General features: G+C 40.6%; 21 protein-coding genes. 7 read left to right on the top strand and 14 right to left on the bottom strand.

Annotated features, from left to right (window positions below):
• Positions 1-3: 3 nt before the first annotated feature.
• The 10 genes from BLR37_RS04540 to BLR37_RS04495 all read right to left on the bottom strand — a co-directional run bounded on the left by BLR37_RS04540 (position 4) and on the right by BLR37_RS04495 (position 9250).
• The gene (locus tag BLR37_RS04540; protein WP_090765188.1) at positions 4-1071 is read right to left on the bottom strand and encodes a M20 family metallo-hydrolase; all 1068 of its coding nucleotides are present in this window, start codon (positions 1069-1071) and stop codon (positions 4-6) included.
• A 144-nt stretch (positions 1072-1215) separates the two neighbouring features.
• Positions 1216-2025, bottom strand: coding sequence for a pyrroline-5-carboxylate reductase (gene proC / locus BLR37_RS04535; protein ID WP_090765185.1), 810 nt, complete (start codon positions 2023-2025; stop codon positions 1216-1218).
• 273 nt (positions 2026-2298) lie between these two features.
• Positions 2299-3087 (bottom strand): acetylglutamate kinase, encoded by a 789-nt coding sequence (gene argB, locus BLR37_RS04530; protein ID WP_208599599.1) that lies wholly within the window; start codon positions 3085-3087, stop codon positions 2299-2301.
• 108 nt (positions 3088-3195) lie between these two features.
• Entirely contained in the window at positions 3196-4170 is a 975-nt protein-coding gene (locus BLR37_RS04525) for a Rossmann-fold NAD(P)-binding domain-containing protein (RefSeq protein WP_090765182.1), read from the bottom strand.
• Positions 4171-4298: 128 nt separating this feature from the next.
• Complete coding sequence (locus BLR37_RS04520; RefSeq protein ID WP_090765179.1) at positions 4299-5429, bottom strand: aspartate aminotransferase family protein; 1131 nt, start codon at positions 5427-5429, stop codon at positions 4299-4301.
• Positions 5430-5511: 82 nt separating this feature from the next.
• Positions 5512-6495 (bottom strand): N-acetyl-gamma-glutamyl-phosphate reductase, encoded by a 984-nt coding sequence (argC, locus tag BLR37_RS04515; RefSeq protein ID WP_090765177.1) that lies wholly within the window; start codon positions 6493-6495, stop codon positions 5512-5514.
• 2 nt (positions 6496-6497) lie between these two features.
• Entirely contained in the window at positions 6498-6983 is a 486-nt protein-coding gene (locus BLR37_RS04510; RefSeq protein WP_244154592.1) for a GNAT family N-acetyltransferase, read from the bottom strand.
• Positions 6961-7311: a cupin domain-containing protein gene (locus tag BLR37_RS04505; RefSeq protein WP_090765172.1), complete on the bottom strand. Its 351-nt coding sequence runs from the start codon at positions 7309-7311 to the stop codon at positions 6961-6963. The genes BLR37_RS04510 and BLR37_RS04505 overlap by 23 nt, the downstream gene beginning before the upstream one ends.
• A gap of 45 nt (positions 7312-7356) precedes the next feature.
• Complete coding sequence (argG, locus tag BLR37_RS04500; protein WP_090765169.1) at positions 7357-8550, bottom strand: argininosuccinate synthase; 1194 nt, start codon at positions 8548-8550, stop codon at positions 7357-7359.
• A 1-nt stretch (position 8551) separates the two neighbouring features.
• On the bottom strand, positions 8552-9250 hold the full coding sequence (locus BLR37_RS04495; protein WP_039480975.1) for an N-acetyltransferase: 699 nt from the start codon (positions 9248-9250) through the stop codon (positions 8552-8554).
• A 582-nt stretch (positions 9251-9832) separates the two neighbouring features.
• Here BLR37_RS04495 and BLR37_RS04490 point away from each other — a divergent pair.
• From BLR37_RS04490 to BLR37_RS04460, 7 genes are all read left to right on the top strand, one after another.
• Positions 9833-10531, top strand: coding sequence for a DUF4397 domain-containing protein (locus BLR37_RS04490; RefSeq protein ID WP_090765166.1), 699 nt, complete (start codon positions 9833-9835; stop codon positions 10529-10531).
• Positions 10532-10854: 323 nt separating this feature from the next.
• A complete protein-coding gene (locus tag BLR37_RS04485; protein ID WP_208599598.1) occupies positions 10855-13290 on the top strand; it encodes a TonB-dependent receptor in 2436 nt (811 codons plus the stop codon).
• Between the two features lie 56 nt (positions 13291-13346).
• Positions 13347-14057, top strand: a complete 711-nt coding sequence (locus BLR37_RS04480) for a DUF4198 domain-containing protein (protein ID WP_090765163.1) — start codon at positions 13347-13349, stop codon at positions 14055-14057.
• A 68-nt stretch (positions 14058-14125) separates the two neighbouring features.
• A complete protein-coding gene (locus BLR37_RS04475) occupies positions 14126-15340 on the top strand; it encodes a PepSY-associated TM helix domain-containing protein (protein ID WP_090765161.1) in 1215 nt (404 codons plus the stop codon).
• 11 nt (positions 15341-15351) lie between these two features.
• Positions 15352-16290, top strand: a complete 939-nt coding sequence (locus BLR37_RS04470; RefSeq protein ID WP_090765159.1) for a DUF6607 family protein — start codon at positions 15352-15354, stop codon at positions 16288-16290.
• Positions 16291-16450: 160 nt separating this feature from the next.
• Complete coding sequence (locus tag BLR37_RS04465) at positions 16451-17596, top strand: M28 family metallopeptidase (RefSeq protein WP_090765156.1); 1146 nt, start codon at positions 16451-16453, stop codon at positions 17594-17596.
• A 173-nt stretch (positions 17597-17769) separates the two neighbouring features.
• The gene (locus BLR37_RS04460) at positions 17770-18843 is read left to right on the top strand and encodes a DUF5694 domain-containing protein (protein ID WP_090765153.1); all 1074 of its coding nucleotides are present in this window, start codon (positions 17770-17772) and stop codon (positions 18841-18843) included.
• Between the two features lie 59 nt (positions 18844-18902).
• Here the strand turns inward: BLR37_RS04460 and BLR37_RS04455 are convergent, their stop codons facing one another.
• The 4 genes from BLR37_RS04455 to BLR37_RS04440 form a co-directional block, all read right to left on the bottom strand.
• Positions 18903-19910 carry an LLM class flavin-dependent oxidoreductase gene (locus BLR37_RS04455; RefSeq protein WP_090765150.1) on the bottom strand — a complete coding sequence of 336 codons (1008 nt, stop codon included), beginning with the start codon at positions 19908-19910 and terminating at the stop codon, positions 18903-18905.
• 63 nt (positions 19911-19973) lie between these two features.
• Positions 19974-20660 (bottom strand): class I SAM-dependent methyltransferase, encoded by a 687-nt coding sequence (locus BLR37_RS04450; protein ID WP_090765147.1) that lies wholly within the window; start codon positions 20658-20660, stop codon positions 19974-19976.
• Between the two features lie 156 nt (positions 20661-20816).
• On the bottom strand, positions 20817-22217 hold the full coding sequence (locus BLR37_RS04445) for an MBL fold metallo-hydrolase RNA specificity domain-containing protein (RefSeq protein ID WP_090765144.1): 1401 nt from the start codon (positions 22215-22217) through the stop codon (positions 20817-20819).
• Between the two features lie 63 nt (positions 22218-22280).
• Positions 22281-22508 (bottom strand): YtxH domain-containing protein, encoded by a 228-nt coding sequence (locus BLR37_RS04440; RefSeq protein ID WP_039481004.1) that lies wholly within the window; start codon positions 22506-22508, stop codon positions 22281-22283.
• Positions 22509-22591 lie beyond the last annotated feature (83 nt).

Genomic DNA, 22591 nt, shown 5'->3' with positions numbered 1-22591 from the left:
TAGCTATCCTACTACAACCGGCTTTAACATATTAACATATCCTGCAACCCCTTCAGCAACCTCACGTACATACAAAAACTCATCAGCCATGTGCGAACGGCCAGAAAAACCCGGACCAACTTTTACTGAAGGAATATCCAGCAAAGCCTGATCTGAGGTAGTCGGCGAGCCATAAGTTGTTTTGCCCAGGGCTACACCTGCCTGCACAACCGGATGATTTTTATCAATAGATGATGGTTTTAAACGGATAGAGCGCGGCGTAACATCACAATCCACGTTTGCACGGATAATTTCCAATACCTCTTCGTTGGTATAAGCATCTGTTACGCGTACATCAACAGTAAAAGTACAATTGGCCGGCACCACATTATGCTGCGAACCTGCATTGATTATTGTAACCGTCATTTTCAAGGGGCCAAAAACTTCTGATACCTTAGGGAACTGGTAGTTTCTGAACCATTCTATATCTTTCAACGCCTTGTAAATGGCATTCTCGCCTTCTTCGCGGGCAGCATGTCCGGCTTTACCGTGCGATACACAATCTAACACCAACAAACCACGCTCAGCAATTGCTAAATTCATTTCAGTTGGTTCGCCCACAATACCAAATTCGAGCTCACCTAAATCCGGCAATACCAGCTCTAAACCGTTATTCCCCGAAATTTCCTCCTCGGCTGTGGCTGCCAAGCAAATGTTATATTTTAAATTTTCCTGCTCGTAATAGTACAAAAATGTTCCGATTAACGAAACCAGGCACCCTCCCGCATCGTTACTGCCCAAACCAAATAATTTATCGCCCTCAATTGCCGCATCGTACGGATCGCGGGTATAACCAGAATTTGGCTTAACTGTATCATGGTGGGAGTTTAGCAATAAGGTTGGCTTATTGGCATCAAAATGTTTGTTATAAGCCCAAACATTATTCATTTTACGCTGGGTCTTAATCCCTCTCTCTTCTAGAAACTGAGCAATTAAATTTGCGGTCCTGTCTTCTTCTTTACTAAAAGACTGGATGCGGATCAATTGCCTCAATAAGTCCAGGCTTTCTTTTTGTATATTTTCTAGTAACATAGTATCAAGTACTCTTTATCTGGTATCAAGTATTAAGTATCGAGTATCGGTTAATCTTGATACTTAATTCCTGACACCCATTTTATTTTGTTGTAAAAGTATCAAGACATTGCACCACTGCTTTTAGCTTTGGTCTTTAAGCTTTTAACTCTCTTTAGTGTACAAATTCCCAGCTTTTAGGGCCGAAAGTTTAATACCTTTTATTAGCGACGAGCTAAAACCATTGTGTTCCATTTCATTTAAGCCGGCAATGGTGCAACCTTTGGGCGAAGTTACCTTATCTATTTCTGATTCCGGGTGTGTTCCGTGTAATAAAAGTAAATCGGCCGCACCTTTTGCAGTTTGTACAGCCATTTTCAAAGCTTCATCTGCATGGAAACCAATTTCTACACCACCTTGCGATGCAGCTCTGATCCCCCTTAAAAAGAAAGCAATACCACAGGCGCAAAGCGCAGTAGCCGAGGTCATTAGATCTTCGTTGATTTTAACCACCGAACCTACAGTCTCAAACATGCGGGTAACATCTTCCATATTTTGCGGCGAAGCATTGTCGCTCGCAATACAGGTCATCGATTGGCCTATAGCAATGGCGGTATTGGGCATTGCCCTGATTATCTGAACATCACTATCCAATTTTTCGCGAACCGCGGCACAGCTTACGCCCGAGATTACGGAAATTACCAAATGTTTAGCAGGATTAATGGCGGGTTGGATTTCATCCAAAACCAAATTCAGCTGTTGTGGTAATACCGCTAAAATAATTACATCGGCTTCTGCAGCCGCTTCAGCATTATTGGCTGTAACTTTGTAGCGTTCCTGCGCAAATTTATAGAGGTTGGCCGTGTTTCGCCGGGTTAGGGTGATGTTTTTAGTAGTAGTATAATTGGCTTTAACCAATCCTTTGGCTAAAGAAAGGCCAATGTTTCCGCTACCGATAATGGCAATTTTTTTCATTTGTGGTTCATTTATTATTTCCTTCGGATTCATTACAAAGATCATGTGATTTCACCGATTCCTGTTTATTTCTGAAAATCAGTTTCAGTAGTTCTATTTATATGCAGTCCTGCTATCCGCTTTATCCCGATGAATCGGGATGTCCGCTGCTATCAGGTTTATTGGGCAAAAACAGTAATTCTTCGGCTCCTTTTTCCTTGCAATGGGCAAAACCTTTCGCCTCCTACCTTTTAACCTTCCACCTGCTCACCCTCAACCTTTAACCCCTCTGCCTTATTCCAGCATTTTGGTGCCAAAAGTACCGGTAGCCAGCTCTGTCAGCTCATCAGCCTTGCCAATATATACAGCCGAAACACCTTTTTTAATGGCTTCGAAAGCATTATGCAATTTCGGAATCATTCCACCTGCTACCGTCCCATCAGCTTTTAAACCCTCAAATTCACCTGCTTTAATTTCTCTCACCACAGAGCCATCGTCATTTACATCTTTCAGCACGCCCTTTTTCTCAAAGCAATATACCAAACGGGTTTCATATAAGCCTGCCATAGCCACTGCTACCGATGAGGCAATGGTATCGGCATTGGTATTTAGCAATTGTGTTTCACCATCATGCGTAATGGCACATAAAACCGGTACCAGTCCCGCTTTCAATAAGTTATCTAATGTAGTTGCTGACACCGAGTTTTCATCCAGATCGCCAACAAAACCATAATCGATTTCTTTAACCGGACGTTTTTTTGCCTGAATTACATTTCCGTCGGCACCAGTTAAACCAATCGCATTGCTACCTTTAGCTTGCAATTGGGCAACCATATTTTTATTGATTAAACCAGCATAAACCATGGTTACAATCCGCAAAGTTTCAATATCAGTAATCCGGCGGCCTTCAACCATTTTCGCTTCAACACCTAAGCTTTCACCCAGTTCGGTTGCAATTTTGCCTCCGCCATGCACCAGAATTTTATCGCCGGGTAAAGCTGTAAAATCCAACAAAAACCGGTGCAGGTTTTCAGAATTATCAATTACGTTTCCGCCAATTTTTATGATAGTGAGTTGGTTCATTTCTATTTTATTAGTTAACCACAGATGTGCACAGATAAACACAGATTTAAATTATAAAAAGTATCTGTATTCATCCTTTTTATCTGTGGTTAAATTTGGGCAAAATTATTATTTCAATTCTTCCAGTACCGCTTTAATTACAGCTTGTGCAGCCCATAAACGGTTTCCTGCTTCGTGGATTACCAATGAATTTGGACCATCCAAAATCTCTGAAGATAATTCCAGATCGCGGCGAACCGGTAAGCAGTGCATAACCTTTGCATCGTTGGTGATTTTTAACTTTTCGTTATTCATCATCCAGCCATCAGGGTAAGTTAGTACCTTACCATATTCTTTGTAGCTGCTCCAGTTTTTCACATATACATAATCGGCACCAACCAGGGCTTCTTCCAAATTATATTCAATTTTAGCACCTGGCGTAAAATCTTCAGCCAGCTCATAACCTTCCGGCTGGGCAATTGTGAAATCAATCATACCCTCTTCCTGTGCTTTGCACATCCACTCGGCAAAAGAATTTGGAACGGCCTGTGGTAAAGCTTTTACGTGCGGTGCCCAGGCCAAAACTACTTTAGGTTTTGTGCCATCAGGTTTCTTGGTCCAAGTTTCGTGAATGGTTATGATATCGGCAAAACTCTGTAAGGGATGGCGTGTTGCACTCTCCAAACTCACTACCGGCACTGCACAGTATTTTACAAACTTGTTAAAAAAATCTTCACTGTAATCTTCCTCACGGTTGTTTAGTTTTGGAAATGACCGCAAGCCCAAAATATCGCAATATTGTCCCATAACCGCGGCAGCTTCGCGAATGTGCTCAACAGTAGAACCATTCATCACTACACCATCCTGGGTTTCTAATGCCCAGCCTTCTTTATCCAGGTTCATCACCATTACATTCATACCTAAATTTAATGCGGCTTTTTGCGTGCTTAAACGGGTACGTAAGCTTGGGTTCATAAAAACCAAACCCAGAGTTTTGTTCTTACCTAAATCCTGATGTGCATAAGGGTTAGCCTTCAATGCCAATGCATCAGTTACAAATTGCTTGATGTTTGGAACATCGTGTACGGAAGTGAAAAGTTTCATTTTTTAATCTAAATTAATTTATCCCGATCCCTCACCCTGAACTTGTTTCAGGGCCTCCTAAACAAGAGGTGCTGAAATAAATCCGATAGTTATCGGATCAGCATGACGAACGGCCTGATACACAATAGCTATTTTACTAATTTTTTAAACGCACTCAAAAACTCATCAGCGTGCGATTTAGTTAAATTTAATGCTGGCAATAAACGGATTACATTTGGTTTTGCCTCACCGGTGAAGATAAAATGTTTAAATAATAATTCTTTTTTAACATGCGCCAGCTCCTCAGGCAATTCAATACCAATCATTAGACCTCGGCCACGAACTTCTTTTACCTGCTCAAATTTCTTTAATTCAGTAATTAAATAGTTTCCAACCTCTTCGGCATTTTTCATCAGATTATCCTGCTCCATAACTTCCAGTACGGCTAATGCTGCAGCGCAAGCCAGGTGGTTACCGCCAAAGGTTGTACCCAATTCGCCATGCCAAGGTTTAAATTTAGGAGCAATAGCAATTCCAGCTACTGGAAATCCGTTGCCCATGCCTTTTGCCATGGTGTAAACATCGGCTTCTACTCCGGCCCAGTCGTGCGAGTAAAACAAACCTGTACGGCCATAACCACATTGTACTGAATCGGCGATGTAAACGGCATTATACTCATCGCATAACGAACGGATTTTTTGAAGGAAACTTTTCGAAGCTTCTTTAATTCCACCAACGCCTTGTATGCCTTCAATAATTACCGCACAAATTTCGTTGCCCTGTGCTTTAAAAGTCTCTTCTAAAGCCACTTCGTTATTGTGTGGCAAAAAGATAACATTTTCAGTTTGGTTAACAGGTGCTACAATTTTGGGGTTATCGGTTACTGCAACTGCTAAAGAGGTACGTCCGTGAAAAGCACCGGTAAAAGCAATCACCTTTTTTCTCCCATTGTAAAACGAAGCCAGTTTAAGTGCATTTTCGTTTGCTTCGGCACCAGAATTACATAAAAATAACTGGAAATCTTTTTTGCCCGATACTTCGCCAAGCTTTTCGGCCAGTTGTACCTGCAAAGGAATTTTAACTGAATTTGAATAAAAACCAACCTTGTTTAACTGATCGGTTAAACGGCTTAGGTAATGGGGATTGGTATGACCAATTGAAATTACGGCATGTCCGCCGTATAAATCTAAGTATTGTTGTCCGTTAGCATCCCAAACATTGCTGCCGGCTGCTTTAGTAATTTCTATATCGTTAAGTGGGTAAACGTCGAATAAGTTCATTTTTTAAGGTTTTTGTCATTCCAAGGAACGAAGAATCTGTTTCATCGTTTGCAGATGCTCCTTTCCTCAGCATGAATGGTTATTAAAAATTAGCGGCTTTTAATCGCAAGCCTGCAGTTTCCTCTAATCCAAACATTAAGTTCATGTTCTGAACAGCCTGACCGCTGGCGCCTTTTAACAGGTTATCGATAATACTGATAACAAACAGTTTGTTGCCATGTTTCTCGATGTGTACCAATGCTTTATTGGTATTTACCACCTGCTTTAAATCAATGTTTTTCCGGCTTACATGTGTAAAAGGATGTGCGCTGTAATAATCTTCGTAAATAGCTTGCGCCTCTTCCAAAGTAAGATCGCTTTCCATGTACATTGCCGCCAAAATACCACGGGTAAAAGCACCACGTTGCGGGATGAAATTCAAGGTGTCAGTAAGCGATGGTTGTAACTGCAACAAGCTTTCGCTGATCTCATTCAGGTGCTGGTGTTCAAAAGCCTTATAAATAGAAAGGTTGTTGTTTCTCCAGCTAAAATGTGAGGTCGTAGCTAAGCTCTGTCCTGCCCCTGTCGAACCTGTAGTAGCATTAATATGCACCTCTTGCTTAATTAGACCTTTAGCAGCTAAAGGCAATAATCCCAGCTGAATACAAGTTGCGAAACAGCCTGGATTGGCAATATTGCTTGCTGATTTAATTTTATCGCGGTTCAATTCCGGAAGTCCGTAAACGAATTTACGGTTTAAAAGCTGTGCATTTTGAGCCAGTCTGAAGTCCTGCGATAAATCAATAATCCTGATGTTATCGTTAATGGAATTAGCAGCTAAAAACTTCTTTGCATCGCCGTGGCCAACACAAAGAAAAAGCACATCAATATCCTGAGAAATATCGTTTACAAAGCGTAAATCGGTATCGCCAATTAAATCGGTATGCACATCAGAAATAAGGTTTCCAGCATTACTGGTGCTGTTTACAAAAGCAATTTCAACATTTGGGTGGTTAACTAAAATGCGCAGCATTTCGCCGCCAGTATAACCTGCCCCACCAATTATCCCTGCTTTAATTTTATTCATCGCTATGAGTTTAGTACTATTTTATAAAGAAAAAAATCTTCGTCGTTTGCCTGTTTCACAAAACCTATACTTTCGTACAAATGCTGTGCGGTGTAATTATCTACGGCTGTTTCCAGTTGTACAAATGTAGCTCCTGTAGTTTTGGCAAACTCCATGGCGGTTTTAATCAACTTTTCACCTATACCTTGTTTTCGGTAATCGGCATCAACATACAGATCGTTTAGGATCCAGTTTTTACTTAATCTTACCGATGAATATTTTGGATATAGCTGCGTAAAACCTATTGCTTGTTGATTGTCGGCATCAATGGCTAAAAAAACTACCGATTCGTTTTGCTGCAAACGTTCATCAATAAAAGCTTTGGCCATCCCGATATCCGAAAACTGATTATAGAAAATACGATATTGGTTAAACAGGCCAGCTACCAGATGGCCTTCTGTTAATCCGATTCGTTTGATTTCTATATTACTCACAATCAGTTCTGTCATTTAGGGTTGATGGATAGGAAAAAAGTATAAATTCCAGGTCACCAGTCCCGTTGTTTAAGATTTTATGTTTGTCGCCTGCTTTAATTTGCAAACCTTTGCCGACATCAACAATAAATGATTCGCCTTCAATTAAAAATGTCGCCTGGCCTTTCAATATGAAGAAAAATTGCTTTGCATAAGTATGAAAATGCAACTTCTCGGCAGTGTTTGCAGGCATCAGCTCTTGCTTAACCGATGCCTCCGGGCTATTTACAAAATTCCATCCATCACAGTTGTCGCCCCATTTGTAGTGGTTTAAGCAATGTTCTTTTGACAGGATTTCGTTCATTTTGAGTATCAAGTATTAAGCATCGGGTATCAAGACCTTAGGCTTTTAGCCTTCAGCCTCACTATTTACTTTATGCCAGATCATTACCTGGTTGCCGAAGATTTTAGAGAAACCTTTTACATCTTCACCGCTCCAGGCATTGTTCATTTCGCCATAGCTACCAAATTTGTTGCTCATTAAATCGTGGTTAGATTCAATACCGATAATCTGGAAACGATATGGCAATAGCTCAACAAAAACTTTACCGCTCACAAATTTCTGCGTATCAGCTAAGAATGCTTCGATATTCCGCATGATCGGATCATGGAACTGACCTTCATGCAACCAGTTGCCATAGAAAGAAGATAATTGTTCTTTCCAGCTTAACTGCCATTTGGTTAAGGTATGTTTTTCTAAAGTATGGTGCGCTTTGATAATAATTACCGGGCCTGCAGCCTCGAAACCGACACGGCCTTTAATACCGATAATGGTATCGCCCACATGGATATCGCGGCCAATACCGAAAGGTTGCGCAATAGCCTGTAATTTCTGGATTGCTTTTACTGGCTCCAATTTTTCGCCATCAAGCGCTACCAGCTCGCCCTTTTCGAAAGTCAATTCAATTTTTCGCGATTCGGTTTCAGAAACCTGAGTTGGCCAGGCGCTTTCCGGCAGAGTTTCGTGAGAGGTTAACGTTTCTTTACCACCTACTGAAGTACCCCATAAACCTTTATTGATCGAGTATCTTGCTTTTTCGGCACTATATTCAACACCATGACCCGCCAAATACTCAATTTCCGCTTCACGTGATAATTTTAAATCCCTGATTGGCGTAATGATTTCAACACCTGGAATCAGAATATTAAAAATCATATCGAAACGCACCTGATCATTACCCGCACCTGTACTTCCATGTGCCACATAATCAGCACCAATTTTCTTTACATAGTTGGCAATTGCAGTAGCCTGACTTACACGTTCTGCACTAACAGAAAGTGGGTAAGTTGCATTTTTCAATACGTTGCCGAAAATCAGATATTTAATACAATCGTCATAGTAACCTTCTGTTTCATCTACCACAGCATGCGATTTTACCCCTAAAGCGTAAGCTCTTTTCTCAATTTCCTGTAATTCCTCATCTGAGAAACCACCAGTATTTACAATCACCGAGTGAACTTCTAATCCACGGTCTTTTGCCAGGTAAATACAGCAAAATGAGGTATCTAATCCTCCGCTAAATGCTAAAACAACTTTTTTCATGCTATTTAAATAAAAGGGTAAATAAAAATAAAAGGGCTTTTAAGCCGGTTTTCGGCTTTGGTTTAACAACCAAACGTTGTTTGATGCGCATAAAGCGCTCGTATAATTTGGGTTTCTTTTGCAGTTCTTCGGCAAATTGCTTGGCAACTTCGTGTTTTTTCTCAGCCGGATCGTAAAGCATAGCAGTGCACATGCAGTTTTTACGTTCCTTCATTTTTAAAATCTCGAAGTTTACGCAACTCTGGCAGCCTTTCCAAAATTCTTCATCCTGGGTAAGTTCGCTGTAGGTTACCGGTTCGTAGCCTAAATCTGAGTTTATTTTCATTACCGCCAAACCAGTTGTTAAACCAAAGATTTTTGCTTTGGGGTACAACCTTCTCGATAAGCCGAAAATTTCATTTTTAATGGCTTTGGCCAATCCGGCTTTACGGTATTTTGGACTTACTACCAAACCACTGTTGGCCACAAATTGTCCGTGACTCCAGGTTTCGATGTAGCAAAATCCTGCCCATGAACCATCTTTGTGGAAAGCAATAACCGATTTGCCCTCTTGCATCTTGTTAGAGATGTATTCTGGCGAACGCTTTGCGATACCTGTACCACGTGCTTTCGCAGATTCGGCCATCTCGGTTACAATTTCTTCTGCAAATACACGATGTTCAGGAAGTGCAACCTGCACTATAAATTCGTTAATATCCATTCGTTTTCTAACGAAAAATTATTAGTATTCTTGTTAATTGGGTTTTTAGAGAGGATCAATTCCTCGTTACGTTTAGTTGAGTACTAAATACGTGGAGTAAAATTTTGCCGGCTTGTGGGGTAATAAAATACGGGTTGAAAACGATTAATAAACAAACTTTCACCAGCAACCAAATGGGCTGTGAAAACAGAAAGTTTATGTAAAAATTGTTTAATCATTTTCTGCGTATTAAAACGGCTTTAACTCTATTGAGGTGCAAAGGTTTAAATAAAAATCGAGTTACACAATATTATCCTCATTTTTTTATGCCTGGAGTTTAATTTTTTTAAACTAATCTGACTTAATTCTACCTCAAGGCACACATTCATTTAAAACTAAAAAGCAATTGTTAAACAGATCGGATTAAATCGGGCCTGCCAATATTAACATTGTTAAAAATATCTGGCAAACTTTAACATCTGCTTAACATCATTTAACATCCTCCAATAGGCTTTAAAAGCAATATTTGTAGGCCTGTAGCGAAAGCTTTTCGGCTAACGTTTTATGGTTACCCTTTAATATTTAAATCCAATTTCAAAAAAGATGAAGAATTTTACTCCATTTAATCTCAAGTTTTTCCCCTTGTTTATTTTCGCTGTGCTAACCGTGCTAACTTCCTGCAAAAAGGAGGAGACAGATACAACGATTTCTTACTTAAGGGTGGTAAATGCCTCGCCTTCTTTGGCTACCTATAATGCCTATTTTAATGGTACTATGGTTAATTCGGCAGCACTACCCTTTGGTGGTTCGGCTTCTTACAGCTCTTACACACCTGGATCTTATAGTTTAAAATTTACAACCGCCAGCAGTGTCGAAAGCCTGCTCACCAAAACTGTAACCCTGGGCGTAAACTCCTATTATTCTACTTACCTGATTAATAAGCCTGCAGCGCTAGATACTTACACCCTTTCTGATGATTTGAGCATCACCGCTACCGATAAGGCTTATGTACGTTTCATCAATCTATCGCCTGATGCACCCGCTTTAGATTTGGCAAAAACCAGTGCTACCACATCTCTGGCTATCAATAAGGCTTATAAAACGGCAAGTGGTTTTACCACTGTAGATGCAGGAACTTATACCCTTGATGCCAAAGAAACATCTACAGGTACTGTTAAGACTACCTCGGCCAGTTCCACCTTTGTAGCGGGCTATCATTACGATGTTATTTGCGGTGGACTGGTAACACCGGCAAACGATACGGAAAGACCTTTAAGTTTACAGGTTATACTAATCAAGTAAGCTTAATTTCTCTGCTAATAATTAAACGTCTTGTGTTTTACACGAGGCGTTTTTTGTTTTTATGCTGTTTTGACACCTGGCTTTAAATCCCAATAGCACGATTTATGCTTATTCAGGCAATTAATTAATGCTAAAATTAAAAAAAGCAGCTCCCACAAAATTTAACACTTTCTTATTTAGAATTGTTCAAAATAATTTGGATTATCCAATTTTCTACCGTTATTTTGCGTCTCTTTAGAATTAATCCAAATAAATTTTAAAAAAGACTAATACGCATGCTTTCCCTTAAAAATGCATTGCACATCATTCTTTAAAACAATAAAATGAATAAAACCAGACTACTCGTATTAACCGCAGTGATGCTCCTAATCAATACCATTACTTTTGCACAACAATTCGCAACCATAAAAGGTACCGTTTCCACAGCTGATGGGAAGCCCGCTGCTTACATTTCTGTAGGTCTAAAAGGTAAAGGACTGGGTAACGTAACCAACGATAAAGGTTTATATGAAATTGCCAGGGTTAAGCCAGGTACTTATAACATTAGGGTTTCGGCTGTGGGAATGCAAAATCTCGAAAAAACCATTACCGTAGCTGCCGGCGAAAGCAAAGTGGTTGACTTTGTAATTAGCCAGAACGCTAACCAGTTGAACGAAATCAATATTAACCATGGCCGCACCAACCGTTATGTTACTAAAAAAAGTGAGTATGTATCGAAAATGCCACTTAACAATTTAGAAAACCCACAGGTTTACAATACAGTAGATAAAGCCATATTAGCCGACCAAATGGTTTTCTCGGTTGATGATGGCACCAGAAATATCCCCGGATTACAAAAAATGTGGGAACCTACCGGTCGTGGTGGAGACGGAGGTAGCTATTACAGTGTACGTGGATTCACTGCCCAATCGGCTTTAAGAAATGGTGTTGCCGGTTTGGTTACAGGTGGTATTGATGCTGTCAACCTCGAAAAACTGGAAGTGTTAAAAGGCCCATCAGGCACTTTATTTGGCAGCGCTTTAACATCTTATGGAGGCGCGATTAACCGCGTAACTAAAAAACCATTTTTTACCACTGCGGGCGAAGTAAGCGTGGGTATGGGTAGTTCGGATTTTAGCCGTGTAAGCGTCGACTTTAACAAACCACTTGATAGCAACATCGCATTCAGGATAAACGCTGCCTATAATTACATCAACGATTTTCAAGGTGCAGGCTACGATAAAAGCTTTGCGATAGCGCCAAGCTTGCTATTTAAAATCACCAAAAAGTTAACGCTATCATTAGATGCCGAAATCTTTAATACACAAGGTACCGGTAAACAGGCATTCTTCTTTTATTATCCTACTTCAGCTTTGGGTGCTACATCTCCTGCTGAAACCAAACTGGATTATAACCAACCTTACCGCGGCGATGGATTATTAAATACTTCGAGAAGTACTAACTTTTTTGCTCAGGCAGATTATAAATTTTCAGATCATTTTACATCAAGTACGATTTTTACCAGTAGCCACAGTTTTTCTAACGGTTATGGACCGTATTTCTACTTATTGCCAGATAATGTAGTTACCGGGAATGCAGCTGATGCAGGCAAAAGCAATTACCTGGTAAGGGCCGATCAGTCTACAGAGCGCTCAAAAAGCCAGTTATATGGCGTACAGCAAAACTTCAATGCAGATTTTAACATCGGCAGCCTGCGCAACAGAACAGTTGTTGGATTCGATTTCTTCAGAAAAAGCCCAACTATCAATTTCAATGGTATTGACCAGTTTGATATCGTACCGCTAAATGTTGCCGGATTTGATTACAGCCAGTTTAATGGCAGTACGGTAGCACAACGCTATATTCAGCAAAATATGGCACCTCCATATATCGTAAATGTTAAAACCAATATTTATGGTGCCTACATTTCGGATGTATTGAATATTACCGATAAATTAATGGCTTTGGCGGCGTTACGTTACGATTATTTCGACAATAAAGGCGGTCTTGAATACAGCCCTGTTGAGCCTTATGCACAGAAAGGATTCTCTCCAAAATTCGGTTTGGTTTATCAACCCATCAAAGATCAGGTTTCTATTTTTGCCAATTACCAAAACAGCTTTACCAATAAAGGCGCTTACCGTGCACTGGTTAATGGCTCACTTACCACGGCTATTGCCAAACTGGAACGTGCCAACCAAATTGAAGGTGGTGTTAAGTTAGATGCTTTTAATGGTAAATTATCTTCTACCATTAGTTACTACAACATTAAAGTAGAAAATGTGTTGAGGGCCGATCCTAACGATCCGGCAAACGCACAAATACAAGACGGAACTCAGCTTAGCAAAGGTATTGAAGTCGACCTTATGGCCAACCCGGTTAATGGCTTAAATATTAACGCAGGTTTCGCTTATAACGATTCGAAATATACTGAAGCTGATGCAGATGTAATTAACAGAAGACCAGCTACTGCCATGTCGCCTTACCTGGCTAATTTCTTTATCAGCTATCGTTTTAGCGGAAACGCTTTAAATGGCCTTGGGTTCGGATTTGGCGGTAATTACGCCAGTGCTAACAAAATTGTAAACAGTGTAAGCATGGGTGTTTACACCTTGCCGTCGTATACTGTTTTAAATGCCTCAGCATTCTATGACCTTAAAAGAATCAGATTTTCTGCAAAGGTTGACAACCTAACTGATGAAAAGTACTGGATTGGCTACACCACTCAAAATCCTCAACGCTTAAGAACTTACGCCGGCAGTATTACTTATAAATTTTAATCCTCATCAGGAGAAATTGGATCAGATCAGTTTCTCCTGATTTAAAAACCGAAAACATGAAAACTAAAATTGCATTATTATTTTTCTTTATGGCCTTTAGTATCTCGGGGGCTTTTGCACATGCATTATGGATAGAAACCGCTGCCACTGGCAAAAAAGGCCAGACACAGGAAGTAAAAATTTTCTTTGGCGAATATGAAAGCGGTGAGCCCGATTCGGCGGCCAAATGGTTCAGCAACCTTAAAGATTTTAAACTCGTTTTAACGGCGCCAAATGGCAAAACGCAGGTTTTAACCGCGTCGCCTGATGTACTTTTTTACAAAACCAGCTTTACGCCCGATCAGGATGGCACCTACAAACTTTCTGTGGTGCATGAGGTAGCAACTGTTTACGAAAAAGCAAAAATCGAATATTATGCTTTTGCCGATGTAGCCGTAAGTACCCTGAAAATAAACACCAGCTTCCCTGCTGAAGCGGCTTTAACCATCAGGCCGGATAAGCACGCTTTAAAAGCCGGAGAAAAAGCTATACACCAGGTAATTTATAACAAAGCACCTTTTGCAAACCAGAAATTAACCGTTGTTGGTCCGGATAAAAAAGGGCAGCAAACAGAGACTGATGCTGCTGGTAAATTCACTTTTAACCCTAACACTAAAGGAAACTATTTTCTGGAGGCTTTTACAGAAGACAAAACCCCTGGAAAATTAAACGGAAAAGATTACGATAAAATCTGGCACCTGGTAACTTATACTACTCAGGCCAACTAAAGCCCGATATCAAAAAGTAAGAACCAATTGGCTTTAAACCCAATTGGTTCTTTTATAAATAAAGCTTAATGGCGCTAACAAAACCGATACAGAAAAAAACGAAAAAATCGCGGCTCAGACGAATTAGTGATTGGCTGCACCTATGGTTGGGAATTGCCTCTGGCCTGGTAGTTTTTCACCTGGGTATTACCGGCTGTATTTTCGCCTTTCAAAAAGAAATTTCGGAGTTCATTCACCGGAAAGAGGTTTTTGTTGAAGTACCGGCCAACCGAAAAACCATTGCTTTAAGTACTTTAACTGCAACTGCTGAAAAAGCACTGGGTGGCAAGAAAAAAATCACTTTCCTATCCAGCTATACCGAACCCGACAGGGCCTGGGAATTTGGCACCTACAAAGCAGGAAATCCAGATGCTTTCTGGTATTTCGATTCGATAGACTACTATGATCTGGTACTCATTAACCCTTATACGGGCAAGGTTACTTTGGTTGCCGATCACAAATATGAGTTCTTTGGCATCATTAAAATGCTTCACTGGAGCTTTCTCATTAACCACCCCATCGGGCAGCAGATTATAGGCTGGTCTACCATCATTTTTGTCTTTCTCTTAATCTCCGGGATGATTATGTGGTGGCCCAAAAATCTTAAAAAATCAAATTTCGACAAGAGTTTTAAGATTAAGTGGAAGGCTAAATTTAAACGGGTTAATTACGATATGCACAATGTACTGGGCTTTTATGTGATGATTATTTGCCTGATGCTGGCCTTAACCGGTTTGGTTTGGGCTTTCCAATGGTTCCAATCAACCGTATATGTGGCGGCTGCTAGAAGCACTACACCGCCTAAACAACCCGAAGCCAAATCAGATTCAACTAAAACCATTACCGCCATACCTTTTGACATAGCTTTTGAAACCGCTAAAAAAACTTTCAAATCTGCCGATCGCATTGGCATGTCACCTGCCGAAGGTGGAACAACTCCCATATATGCAACTGGGTACAGGGGATCGGAAACTTACTGGAATTTTGATCTACTGCTGTTTGATCAGTACACTGGTAAATTGCTTGCCCGTAAAAACCAATCCGAAAAAAATGCAGGCGAAGCACTAATTGGAATGAATTACGACATGCACGTGGGCGCTATTTTAGGCCTCCCCGGAAAAATTATGGCTTTTTTTGCCAGTCTTATTGCAGCCAGCCTGCCCATAACCGGATTTATTATCTGGTGGGGCAAAAAGAAAAAGAAGAAAAATCCCGCAGTTGCGGAAAAACAAGCACACCTCTAATTTATTATAACATGAAATTTTTAAACCTGATTTTGGTGCTTAGCGGTATGATTACCCTTAACGCCAATGCACAAACAAAAGTTGATGCTCCGGAAGATAAACTGGAAAAAGATAGAAAAGCAATCAAATCACTGGCCGGCTTTTATAAAGTGAATTTTAATTATGGGGAAGTAACGGCGCCTGATCCAAACTACCAGTTCAGCAAGCCTTACCGCAGCCACGGAAAAGAGTGGGCAGAAATTATTGTAGATGAGCCTAAAAGAATTGTTATTCAGCACATGCTGGCCATTGATGATACTACAGTGATTAAACACTGGCGCCAGGACTGGACTTACGAAGACCCGAACATTATGCTTTACACACAAGATAATGCCTGGAAAAAAGGCAGTTTCACGGCAGCCGATGTAAAAGGTAAATGGACACAAAAGGTTTATCAGGTAGATGATAGCCCGCGTTACCAGGGTTTTGGAACCTGGAGCCATGTGGGTGGCCATGATGCTTGGTCAAGCGAAACGGATTCACCATTGCCAAGAAGAGAATCGACTGTACGTAAAGATTATAATGTGTTAACACGTGGCAGCCGGATTACCTTAACCAAGGAAGGCTGGATGTTTGAGCAAGACAATAAAAAAGTAGTGCGCACACCACAAGGCGATAAATTGCTGGCGGTTGAAAAAGGTTATGAAGAATTTACCAAAATAGATCCCAAAACTTTTGCCTACGCACAAAAATGGTGGACAAGCCAGCAAAATTACTGGGCCGATGTACGTAACGTTTGGGCTGATGTTATCGGATCTGGCGATACCCTGAAAGTGAAAACCATGGCCAATGGCAAATTATTGTACGAAACACTTTTCAGTTTGGGAGATCAATCGGTTAAAGAAAAGTGGACCGCAGCTCAAAATAAAGAAAAGGTAAAAACAGCTTTACAACCTTACTTAAGCAAGTAGAACAGATTGTTTATAGTGTAATGGTTGATGGTTAATAGCAAGGGTCTGTTAACTATCAGCCATTTTTTGTTTAATGTTGTTCTGGATTTGTAATCCAGAATAAGTGAACCGTGGATTTTTAATCCACCTGATGAATTGTTTTATTTTACTAAATTCAGGCATGAAAAAACTCTGCTTTCTCCTCTTTTTATGCTTTGCTTTTAAAGGTTTCGCACAAGATTCGACTTATACCCGCAGTGTAATTAATACGCTTACCTCGAAGCAATTTTGGGGCAGAGGTTATACCAAAGACGGGATGAAAAAAGCTGCTACTTACCTGGCAGATTCCTACAAAAAAATTGGCCTGTTACCCATGGGCACTGGTTTTCAACAAGATTTTAGTTTCCCCGTAAATACATTTCCTGGTAAGATGTTGATTGAAATTAATGGCAAAAAACTGATTCCAGGCAAAGATTTTATCATCAACAACGAAAGTATAGGCCTGAAGCAACGGGCCATGCTGCAAAAGACAGATAGTGTTACCTATCAGGCTGGTCCAAGTCTTCAACTGATAATAAAAGATAAACTCACCTGGTCAGTAGCAACAGAAGTGGCTCCCAAAACAACTGTGCAGCTGAACAAAAAAAGTATTAGCACTACCCCCAAAGAAATCAATGTTGATATTGACAACCAGTTCATCGAAAATTTTGCTGCAGCAAACGTCTGTGGTTTGGTAAAAGGGACCCAATATCCCGATTCAATTTTAATGATAACAGCACATTACGATCATTTGGGAGGCATGGGCGCTGATACCTATTTCCCGGGGGCAAACGACAATGCTGCAGGTGTGGCCACACTGCTAAGTCTGGCTAAATATTACGCTGCAAACCCGCAGCCTTACAGCATTGGCTTTATTTGCTTCGCTGCCGAAGAAGCCGGACTACTGGGTTCGCGCTATTTTGTAGAAAACCCACTGGTGCCCTTAGCTAAAATCAAATTCCTGATTAATTTAGACCTGGTAGGTACCGGGGAAAAGGGAATGACGGTGGTAAATGCCAGCGTTTACCCGAAGGCTTTCACCAATCTGAATCAAATCAATGATGAACACCACTACATCAATAAAATTAATCCTCGCGGAAAGGCTGCTAACAGCGATCACTATTTTTTTACCGAAAGTGGTGTACCGGCATTTTTTATCTACACACAGGGAGGACCGGCAGCCTATCACGATGTGTTTGATGTAGCCGAAAATCTACCGCTTACCGAATACAACGATTTGTTTAAACTCATTGTCGGTTTTAATCAAAAACTAATGGGAACTAAATAAGTTAAGATTGCCAGTCAAGCTGGCAATGACGATTACGGCTACATGGACTGCAAATTGTGCTCACACGACAAATTCTTATGTTGGGATAATATTATGAGCCTTTGGGATAATTAAATAGCAGAGCTAAAGTGCCCTAAGCATCTTTGAACCAACAAAAACAAACCCGGTTCAAAATGAAAACGATAACCAACTTTAGCCTGGCATTATTGCTTTTAATTGGAATTTCAGTTAAATCAAATGCCCAAAACCAGATCGAAATTGTAATTGTAGGTTCGGCGCACGACAATTCTAAATCAACCCAAAATTTTCAGCTCATTGTTGATAAACTGAAGAACTTTAAACCAGACATGGTTTTTGGCGAGTATTTGCCCCAAAGCGATTTCGCTAAGCTTGAAGCCGATAACTGGGCAAGAAAAGTATTCGACAAAGGGCATAATTATATCGAGAAACGCAATCCCGAAAGCGTTAAAAATTTATCGGCACAGATTAAAAAAGATAAAAAAGCCCTGGCATCATTCCCCTATTACCACCAAACACGCATGAACCTGGCCGTTAACTATGCCAAAAACTGGGATCGTGGCAATGCAGATTACCAGATTTTTGTACTCGAAAACTACATGAAAAGCAGTTTTGGTAAAGAAGAACAGGCTGCCTACAATAAAATATTTGGAGGTACCGACTCGCTGAAGAAGTTTGGTTTTTACCGTGCTGGCAGCGAATATGTTAAAATCTATTTTCCGCTGATTTATCAGTTAAAGCAAGAGCAGATTTATAACATGGACTGCCAAACTTATGATAAACCCTGGAGCATCGCCTGGGCAGAAACAGATTCACTAACCCAAATATTGATTAAAAAAGCTAAAGCTGATAGTAGTTCGGCTGAAGCGGCAACCCTGAAAGCTATAGAAACTTATTCGAGCTATACACCTGAAGAAGAAAAGGCTTTTAACGCAGATGCCTATGCCGGAATGAATACGGTAAAATATGGCGTACTGGACGAAGCCTGGAACTTTTATGGTGGCCCACATTTTTATGGATACGCAGGTTTCCCAACAGAAAGCGTTAAAGCCATGATTGCCCAATGGACCTTAAGAAATGAAGGCATGTGTAAAAACATCATCGAACAGGCCAGGGCAAAAAAAGCCAGGCGTGTTGTAGTTGGGGTTGGTGCTTCGCACCGCAAGTGGATGGAAGAAATTTTAGCTAAAAACCCAGATGTTAAAATCGTTAACTATAACGATCTGTAGTAAATTATCCAACAAGCTCCAGGAGTGTCAGATAGCAGTATCTGACACCACCTTAAATTTTACTGCAAAAACATTTCTGCCAGTAACTGATATGATTTAATCCGGTCTTCGAAATGTTCGGTAATGGTAACAGCCATTAATTCATCTACATCATAATCAGCGGCCAGTTTACTCAGCCTTGCCTTAATCACCTCAGGCGTGCCATAAATCATCCTGGGTTTATTCGCATTTATCCGTTCCTGCTCTGCAGCTGTATAGGTTAGATGTTTAATATCTTCCCAGCCAGTTGAAGTTAAGCCTCCTCCTTTTTCCAGTTGTAGAAAGCGATAACTCATTAAAGCTTCCTGCTGCCTCACTTTTTCTTCATCTTCCGAGCAGAAAACAAAAAATGCCACATTATCAACCGACTTCGCCAAATCAACCGATGGCTTAAAATGATCACGATAATATTGAACCGCCTGTGGTCCACCATGCGGATTAATAAAATGAGCGAATGAAAAACCCAGACCAAAATGGGCAGCAAATACAGCGCTTTGTCCGCTGCTGCTCAAAAGCCACTGTGTAGGTACAGTTTCCGAGATGGGAATCGCTTTTATCTTCGCCTGGATGCCCCCATCCGAAGTATCGTGCAGGTAATGCTGCAATTCTCGTAATTGCTCCATAAAATCCTGCTCGCTCCAGTTGTTAGATGGGTTTAACATCGAAGCGGTAATGCGATCGGTGCCCGGAGCTCTGCCCATTCCCAGATCGATGCGGTTTGGATGCATCACCTCAAGTAAACGGAAACTTTCTGCAACTTTTAATGCACTGTGATTGGGAAGCATAATACCTCCTGAACCGATACGCAAGGTTTTGGTATGGTTTGCCAGATGGGCAATTAATATCTCGGGTGTAGATCCTGCTAAACTTGTGGTATTGTGGTGCTCAGAAACCCAGAAACGATGGTAGCCTAACCGTTCGGTTTCTTGTGCCAGCAAGGTAGTTTCTTCAATTGCCCTGCGCGCGGTAACACCTTTGCGCACCGGCGACTGATCTAAAACGCTTAATTTAATTTTAGTACTGCTCATTTCAACAAATGTAACAGACGGCTATTTCAATTAATCAATACGAAAGGCTTTATGACTTTAAAATTATTGCGCCAGCGTCAATTTTACCAAATACTGATCTTCGCCATCATCAAAAATAATTTCGCAATGCCAACCGGTTTCTGCGGCTATCGATTTAATGGTTTCCTCATCTACATAAATCCAGTTAAACCAGTTTCCTTTTTCTCCTTTATACTCATATTGGTAAGAAACCTCGCCATAGTATTGGTTTTGAGGTTTTGGCATGTCTCCATACAGATAAGCAATATCCGATGAATCGAAAATTACCTGTCCGCCGGGATTAAGCAAGTTTTTTATCTTACTCAGAAAATCTTTAAAACCGGGCAAAGTACCGGTAAGGCCAATCCCATTCATCAACATTAAAATGGTATCGAATTTTTCCTGGTAAGTAAAAATATCCTGTACCAATGCTTTTTTTACACCACGGTCTTTCATGATATTTACCGCAGCTTCCGAAATATCAATAGCGGTAACATCGATATTAAAGGCCTGCAACAACAGGGCATGGCTCCCCACTCCTGCTCCAATATCCAAAACCTTTCCGCTGCACATGTGCAGTGCCTGCAGCTCTAAAACCGGCATATCTTCATCATCCCTGAAGAAAAATTCTAAAGGCATTTCCTCGGCTTCGTCATAAGAGTTATGCAGCCACAAAATATCGGCTTCGCCGGTTCTGTAAATATCAGTGAGTGCTTTACCAAAAACATCCATGGGGCAAAGATAGGTAGGAAAGCTGAAAGACTAAATAAAAGTTAGTCGAAAGGTTAGTCGGGATTACAAATCCCGACTTATGAACCCAGGATTTTAAATCCTGATATAAATTTAACTAAGGTCTGGATTTTAAATCCAGACCAACAGGAGCCAAGATTAATTAATATCAAATACCTGATGATATTCTGGTATAGCTACATGTTTAAAACCATGATCTTTTAACCGGGAGGCAAAATGTTGTTGCACCTCATATTCTCCATGTACCAAAAACAATTGCTTCACTTTTGCAGGATCCTGGGCAGATAAGAAACGTAACAAATCTTCGTAATCGCCATGGGCACTCATCGATTTTATGGCACGCACTTCGGCTTTAACTTCGTACTTATCTCTAAAAATATCTACTACCTTTTGGCCCGCAATTAACTTTCCACCTAAAGAATTTGGCTCGCAATAGCCTACCATTAAAATGGTATTTTTAGCATTGCCAATATTGTTGCGAATATGGTGCTTTACCCGACCAGCCTCAGCCATACCAGAGGCAGAAATGATTACACATGGCCTTGGATCTTCGTTCAAAGCCTTCGATTCCTCTACGCTTTCGATAAAACGCAAGCCTTTAAACGCAAAAACATCGTGATCGATCTTTAGCGTTTCTTTAACCCCGTTATTATATACTTCGGGATGGTTTTTCAGAATTTCAGTTGCTTTTGACGATAGCGGACTATCTACGTAATAAGGCACGTCAGGTAGTTTCCCTTTTAGCTCCAATCCGTTTAAAGCATAAAGCAACTCTTGCGTGCGTCCAACAGCAAATGCAGGAATAATTACCTTACCTTTCTTAATATTACAGGTATTGTTAATGATTTCCAGCAGCATGTTTTCGATTGGATCGAGATCCTTGTGCAGCGAATCGCCATAGGTAGATTCCATCAAAATGTAATCAGCCTGATCAAATTGTTGCGGACTTTTTAAAAGCAAATCGCCATAGCGGCCTACATCGCCTGAAAAGGTAATCCGTGTTGGCTTTTCATCTTCGGTAATGGTTAAATGCACTGCTGCACTTCCTAAAATATGGCCTGCATCTGTAAACCTTAAGCGGATACCGGGCTCAATTTCGAAATCTTCTTCGTACTCCACAATTTTCATCTGGCTTACCGTCTGCACAACATCATCTTCAGTATAAAGGGCTTCTTCCATTTCTTCACCATGGCGCAGGTGGCGGTTGGCAAATTCAGCATCCTGCTCCTGTATTTTGGCCGAATCCATCATTAAAATACGGGCGAGATCCATCGTGGCTGAGGTACAAAAAATATTTCCGCTAAAACCTTCAGCAACCAGTTTGGGTAATAAACCGCAATGATCGATATGCGCGTGCGACAAGATCATGTAAGTAACCTTTTTAGCATCGAAGCCAAAATAGTCGTTCAGTTTATCGGTAACGTGCCCCATTCCCTGGAAAAGGCCACAATCTAATAGTATTTGGGTATCGTTTTTTAGGGTAATAAGGTGCTTACTCCCGGTAACAGTACGGGCAGCACCATGAAAAGCAATTTTCATTTAGGTGGTGGTTAATATTATACAAGAATAAAAATGCCGGATATTTCCGGCACTTCCAATTCTTTAAGCATTTATTTCTGCTATTTTATCTTTAACCTTATCAGCAGCATCTGTAGCTTTACCAGCCAGGCCTGCGAGTTTATCTTTTGAGGCATCTAAAAGATCGGCGAAAAAGTCTGATACTTTGCCTTTAAGATCGCTGGTCGAATCTGATGATAATGCCAATGCGATGGTTGCTCCTAATGCTGCTCCGGCTAAAACGCCTACTATAATTTTTGTCTCTTTTTTCATGATATTAGTGATTTACTTATTAAACATATTTAGCGAAAAGGTGTTTTAATTTTTTTAATCTACAGGGATTCAAACAAAAACCA

Origin of the sequence: Pedobacter soli, assembly GCF_900101435.1 — a bacterium.
Taxonomy (GTDB): Bacteria; Bacteroidota; Bacteroidia; order Sphingobacteriales; family Sphingobacteriaceae; genus Pedobacter; species Pedobacter soli.
The sequence above is the reverse complement of the archived record's forward strand: the minus strand, read 5'-3'. Positions and strand labels throughout refer to the sequence as shown.

Excerpts from the sequence above, each read along its gene's own strand:
- BLR37_RS04540 (WP_090765188.1), bottom strand. The coding sequence starts at position 1,071 with ATGTTACTAGAAAATATACAAAAAGAAAGCCTGGACTTATTGAGGCAA.
- proC (WP_090765185.1), bottom strand. The coding sequence starts at position 2,025 with ATGAAAAAAATTGCCATTATCGGTAGCGGAAACATTGGCCTTTCTTTA.
- argB (WP_208599599.1), bottom strand. The coding sequence starts at position 3,087 with ATGAACCAACTCACTATCATAAAAATTGGCGGAAACGTAATTGATAAT.
- BLR37_RS04525 (WP_090765182.1), bottom strand. The coding sequence starts at position 4,170 with ATGAAACTTTTCACTTCCGTACACGATGTTCCAAACATCAAGCAATTT.
- BLR37_RS04520 (WP_090765179.1), bottom strand. The coding sequence starts at position 5,429 with ATGAACTTATTCGACGTTTACCCACTTAACGATATAGAAATTACTAAA.
- argC (WP_090765177.1), bottom strand. The coding sequence starts at position 6,495 with ATGAATAAAATTAAAGCAGGGATAATTGGTGGGGCAGGTTATACTGGC.
- BLR37_RS04510 (WP_244154592.1), bottom strand. The coding sequence starts at position 6,983 with ATGACAGAACTGATTGTGAGTAATATAGAAATCAAACGAATCGGATTA.
- BLR37_RS04505 (WP_090765172.1), bottom strand. The coding sequence starts at position 7,311 with ATGAACGAAATCCTGTCAAAAGAACATTGCTTAAACCACTACAAATGG.
- argG (WP_090765169.1), bottom strand. The coding sequence starts at position 8,550 with ATGAAAAAAGTTGTTTTAGCATTTAGCGGAGGATTAGATACCTCATTT.
- BLR37_RS04495 (WP_039480975.1), bottom strand. The coding sequence starts at position 9,250 with ATGGATATTAACGAATTTATAGTGCAGGTTGCACTTCCTGAACATCGT.
- BLR37_RS04490 (WP_090765166.1), top strand. The coding sequence starts at position 9,833 with ATGAAGAATTTTACTCCATTTAATCTCAAGTTTTTCCCCTTGTTTATT.
- BLR37_RS04485 (WP_208599598.1), top strand. The coding sequence starts at position 10,855 with ATGAATAAAACCAGACTACTCGTATTAACCGCAGTGATGCTCCTAATC.
- BLR37_RS04480 (WP_090765163.1), top strand. The coding sequence starts at position 13,347 with ATGAAAACTAAAATTGCATTATTATTTTTCTTTATGGCCTTTAGTATC.
- BLR37_RS04475 (WP_090765161.1), top strand. The coding sequence starts at position 14,126 with ATGGCGCTAACAAAACCGATACAGAAAAAAACGAAAAAATCGCGGCTC.
- BLR37_RS04470 (WP_090765159.1), top strand. The coding sequence starts at position 15,352 with ATGAAATTTTTAAACCTGATTTTGGTGCTTAGCGGTATGATTACCCTT.
- BLR37_RS04465 (WP_090765156.1), top strand. The coding sequence starts at position 16,451 with ATGAAAAAACTCTGCTTTCTCCTCTTTTTATGCTTTGCTTTTAAAGGT.
- BLR37_RS04460 (WP_090765153.1), top strand. The coding sequence starts at position 17,770 with ATGAAAACGATAACCAACTTTAGCCTGGCATTATTGCTTTTAATTGGA.
- BLR37_RS04455 (WP_090765150.1), bottom strand. The coding sequence starts at position 19,910 with ATGAGCAGTACTAAAATTAAATTAAGCGTTTTAGATCAGTCGCCGGTG.
- BLR37_RS04450 (WP_090765147.1), bottom strand. The coding sequence starts at position 20,660 with ATGGATGTTTTTGGTAAAGCACTCACTGATATTTACAGAACCGGCGAA.
- BLR37_RS04445 (WP_090765144.1), bottom strand. The coding sequence starts at position 22,217 with ATGAAAATTGCTTTTCATGGTGCTGCCCGTACTGTTACCGGGAGTAAG.
- BLR37_RS04440 (WP_039481004.1), bottom strand. The coding sequence starts at position 22,508 with ATGAAAAAAGAGACAAAAATTATAGTAGGCGTTTTAGCCGGAGCAGCA.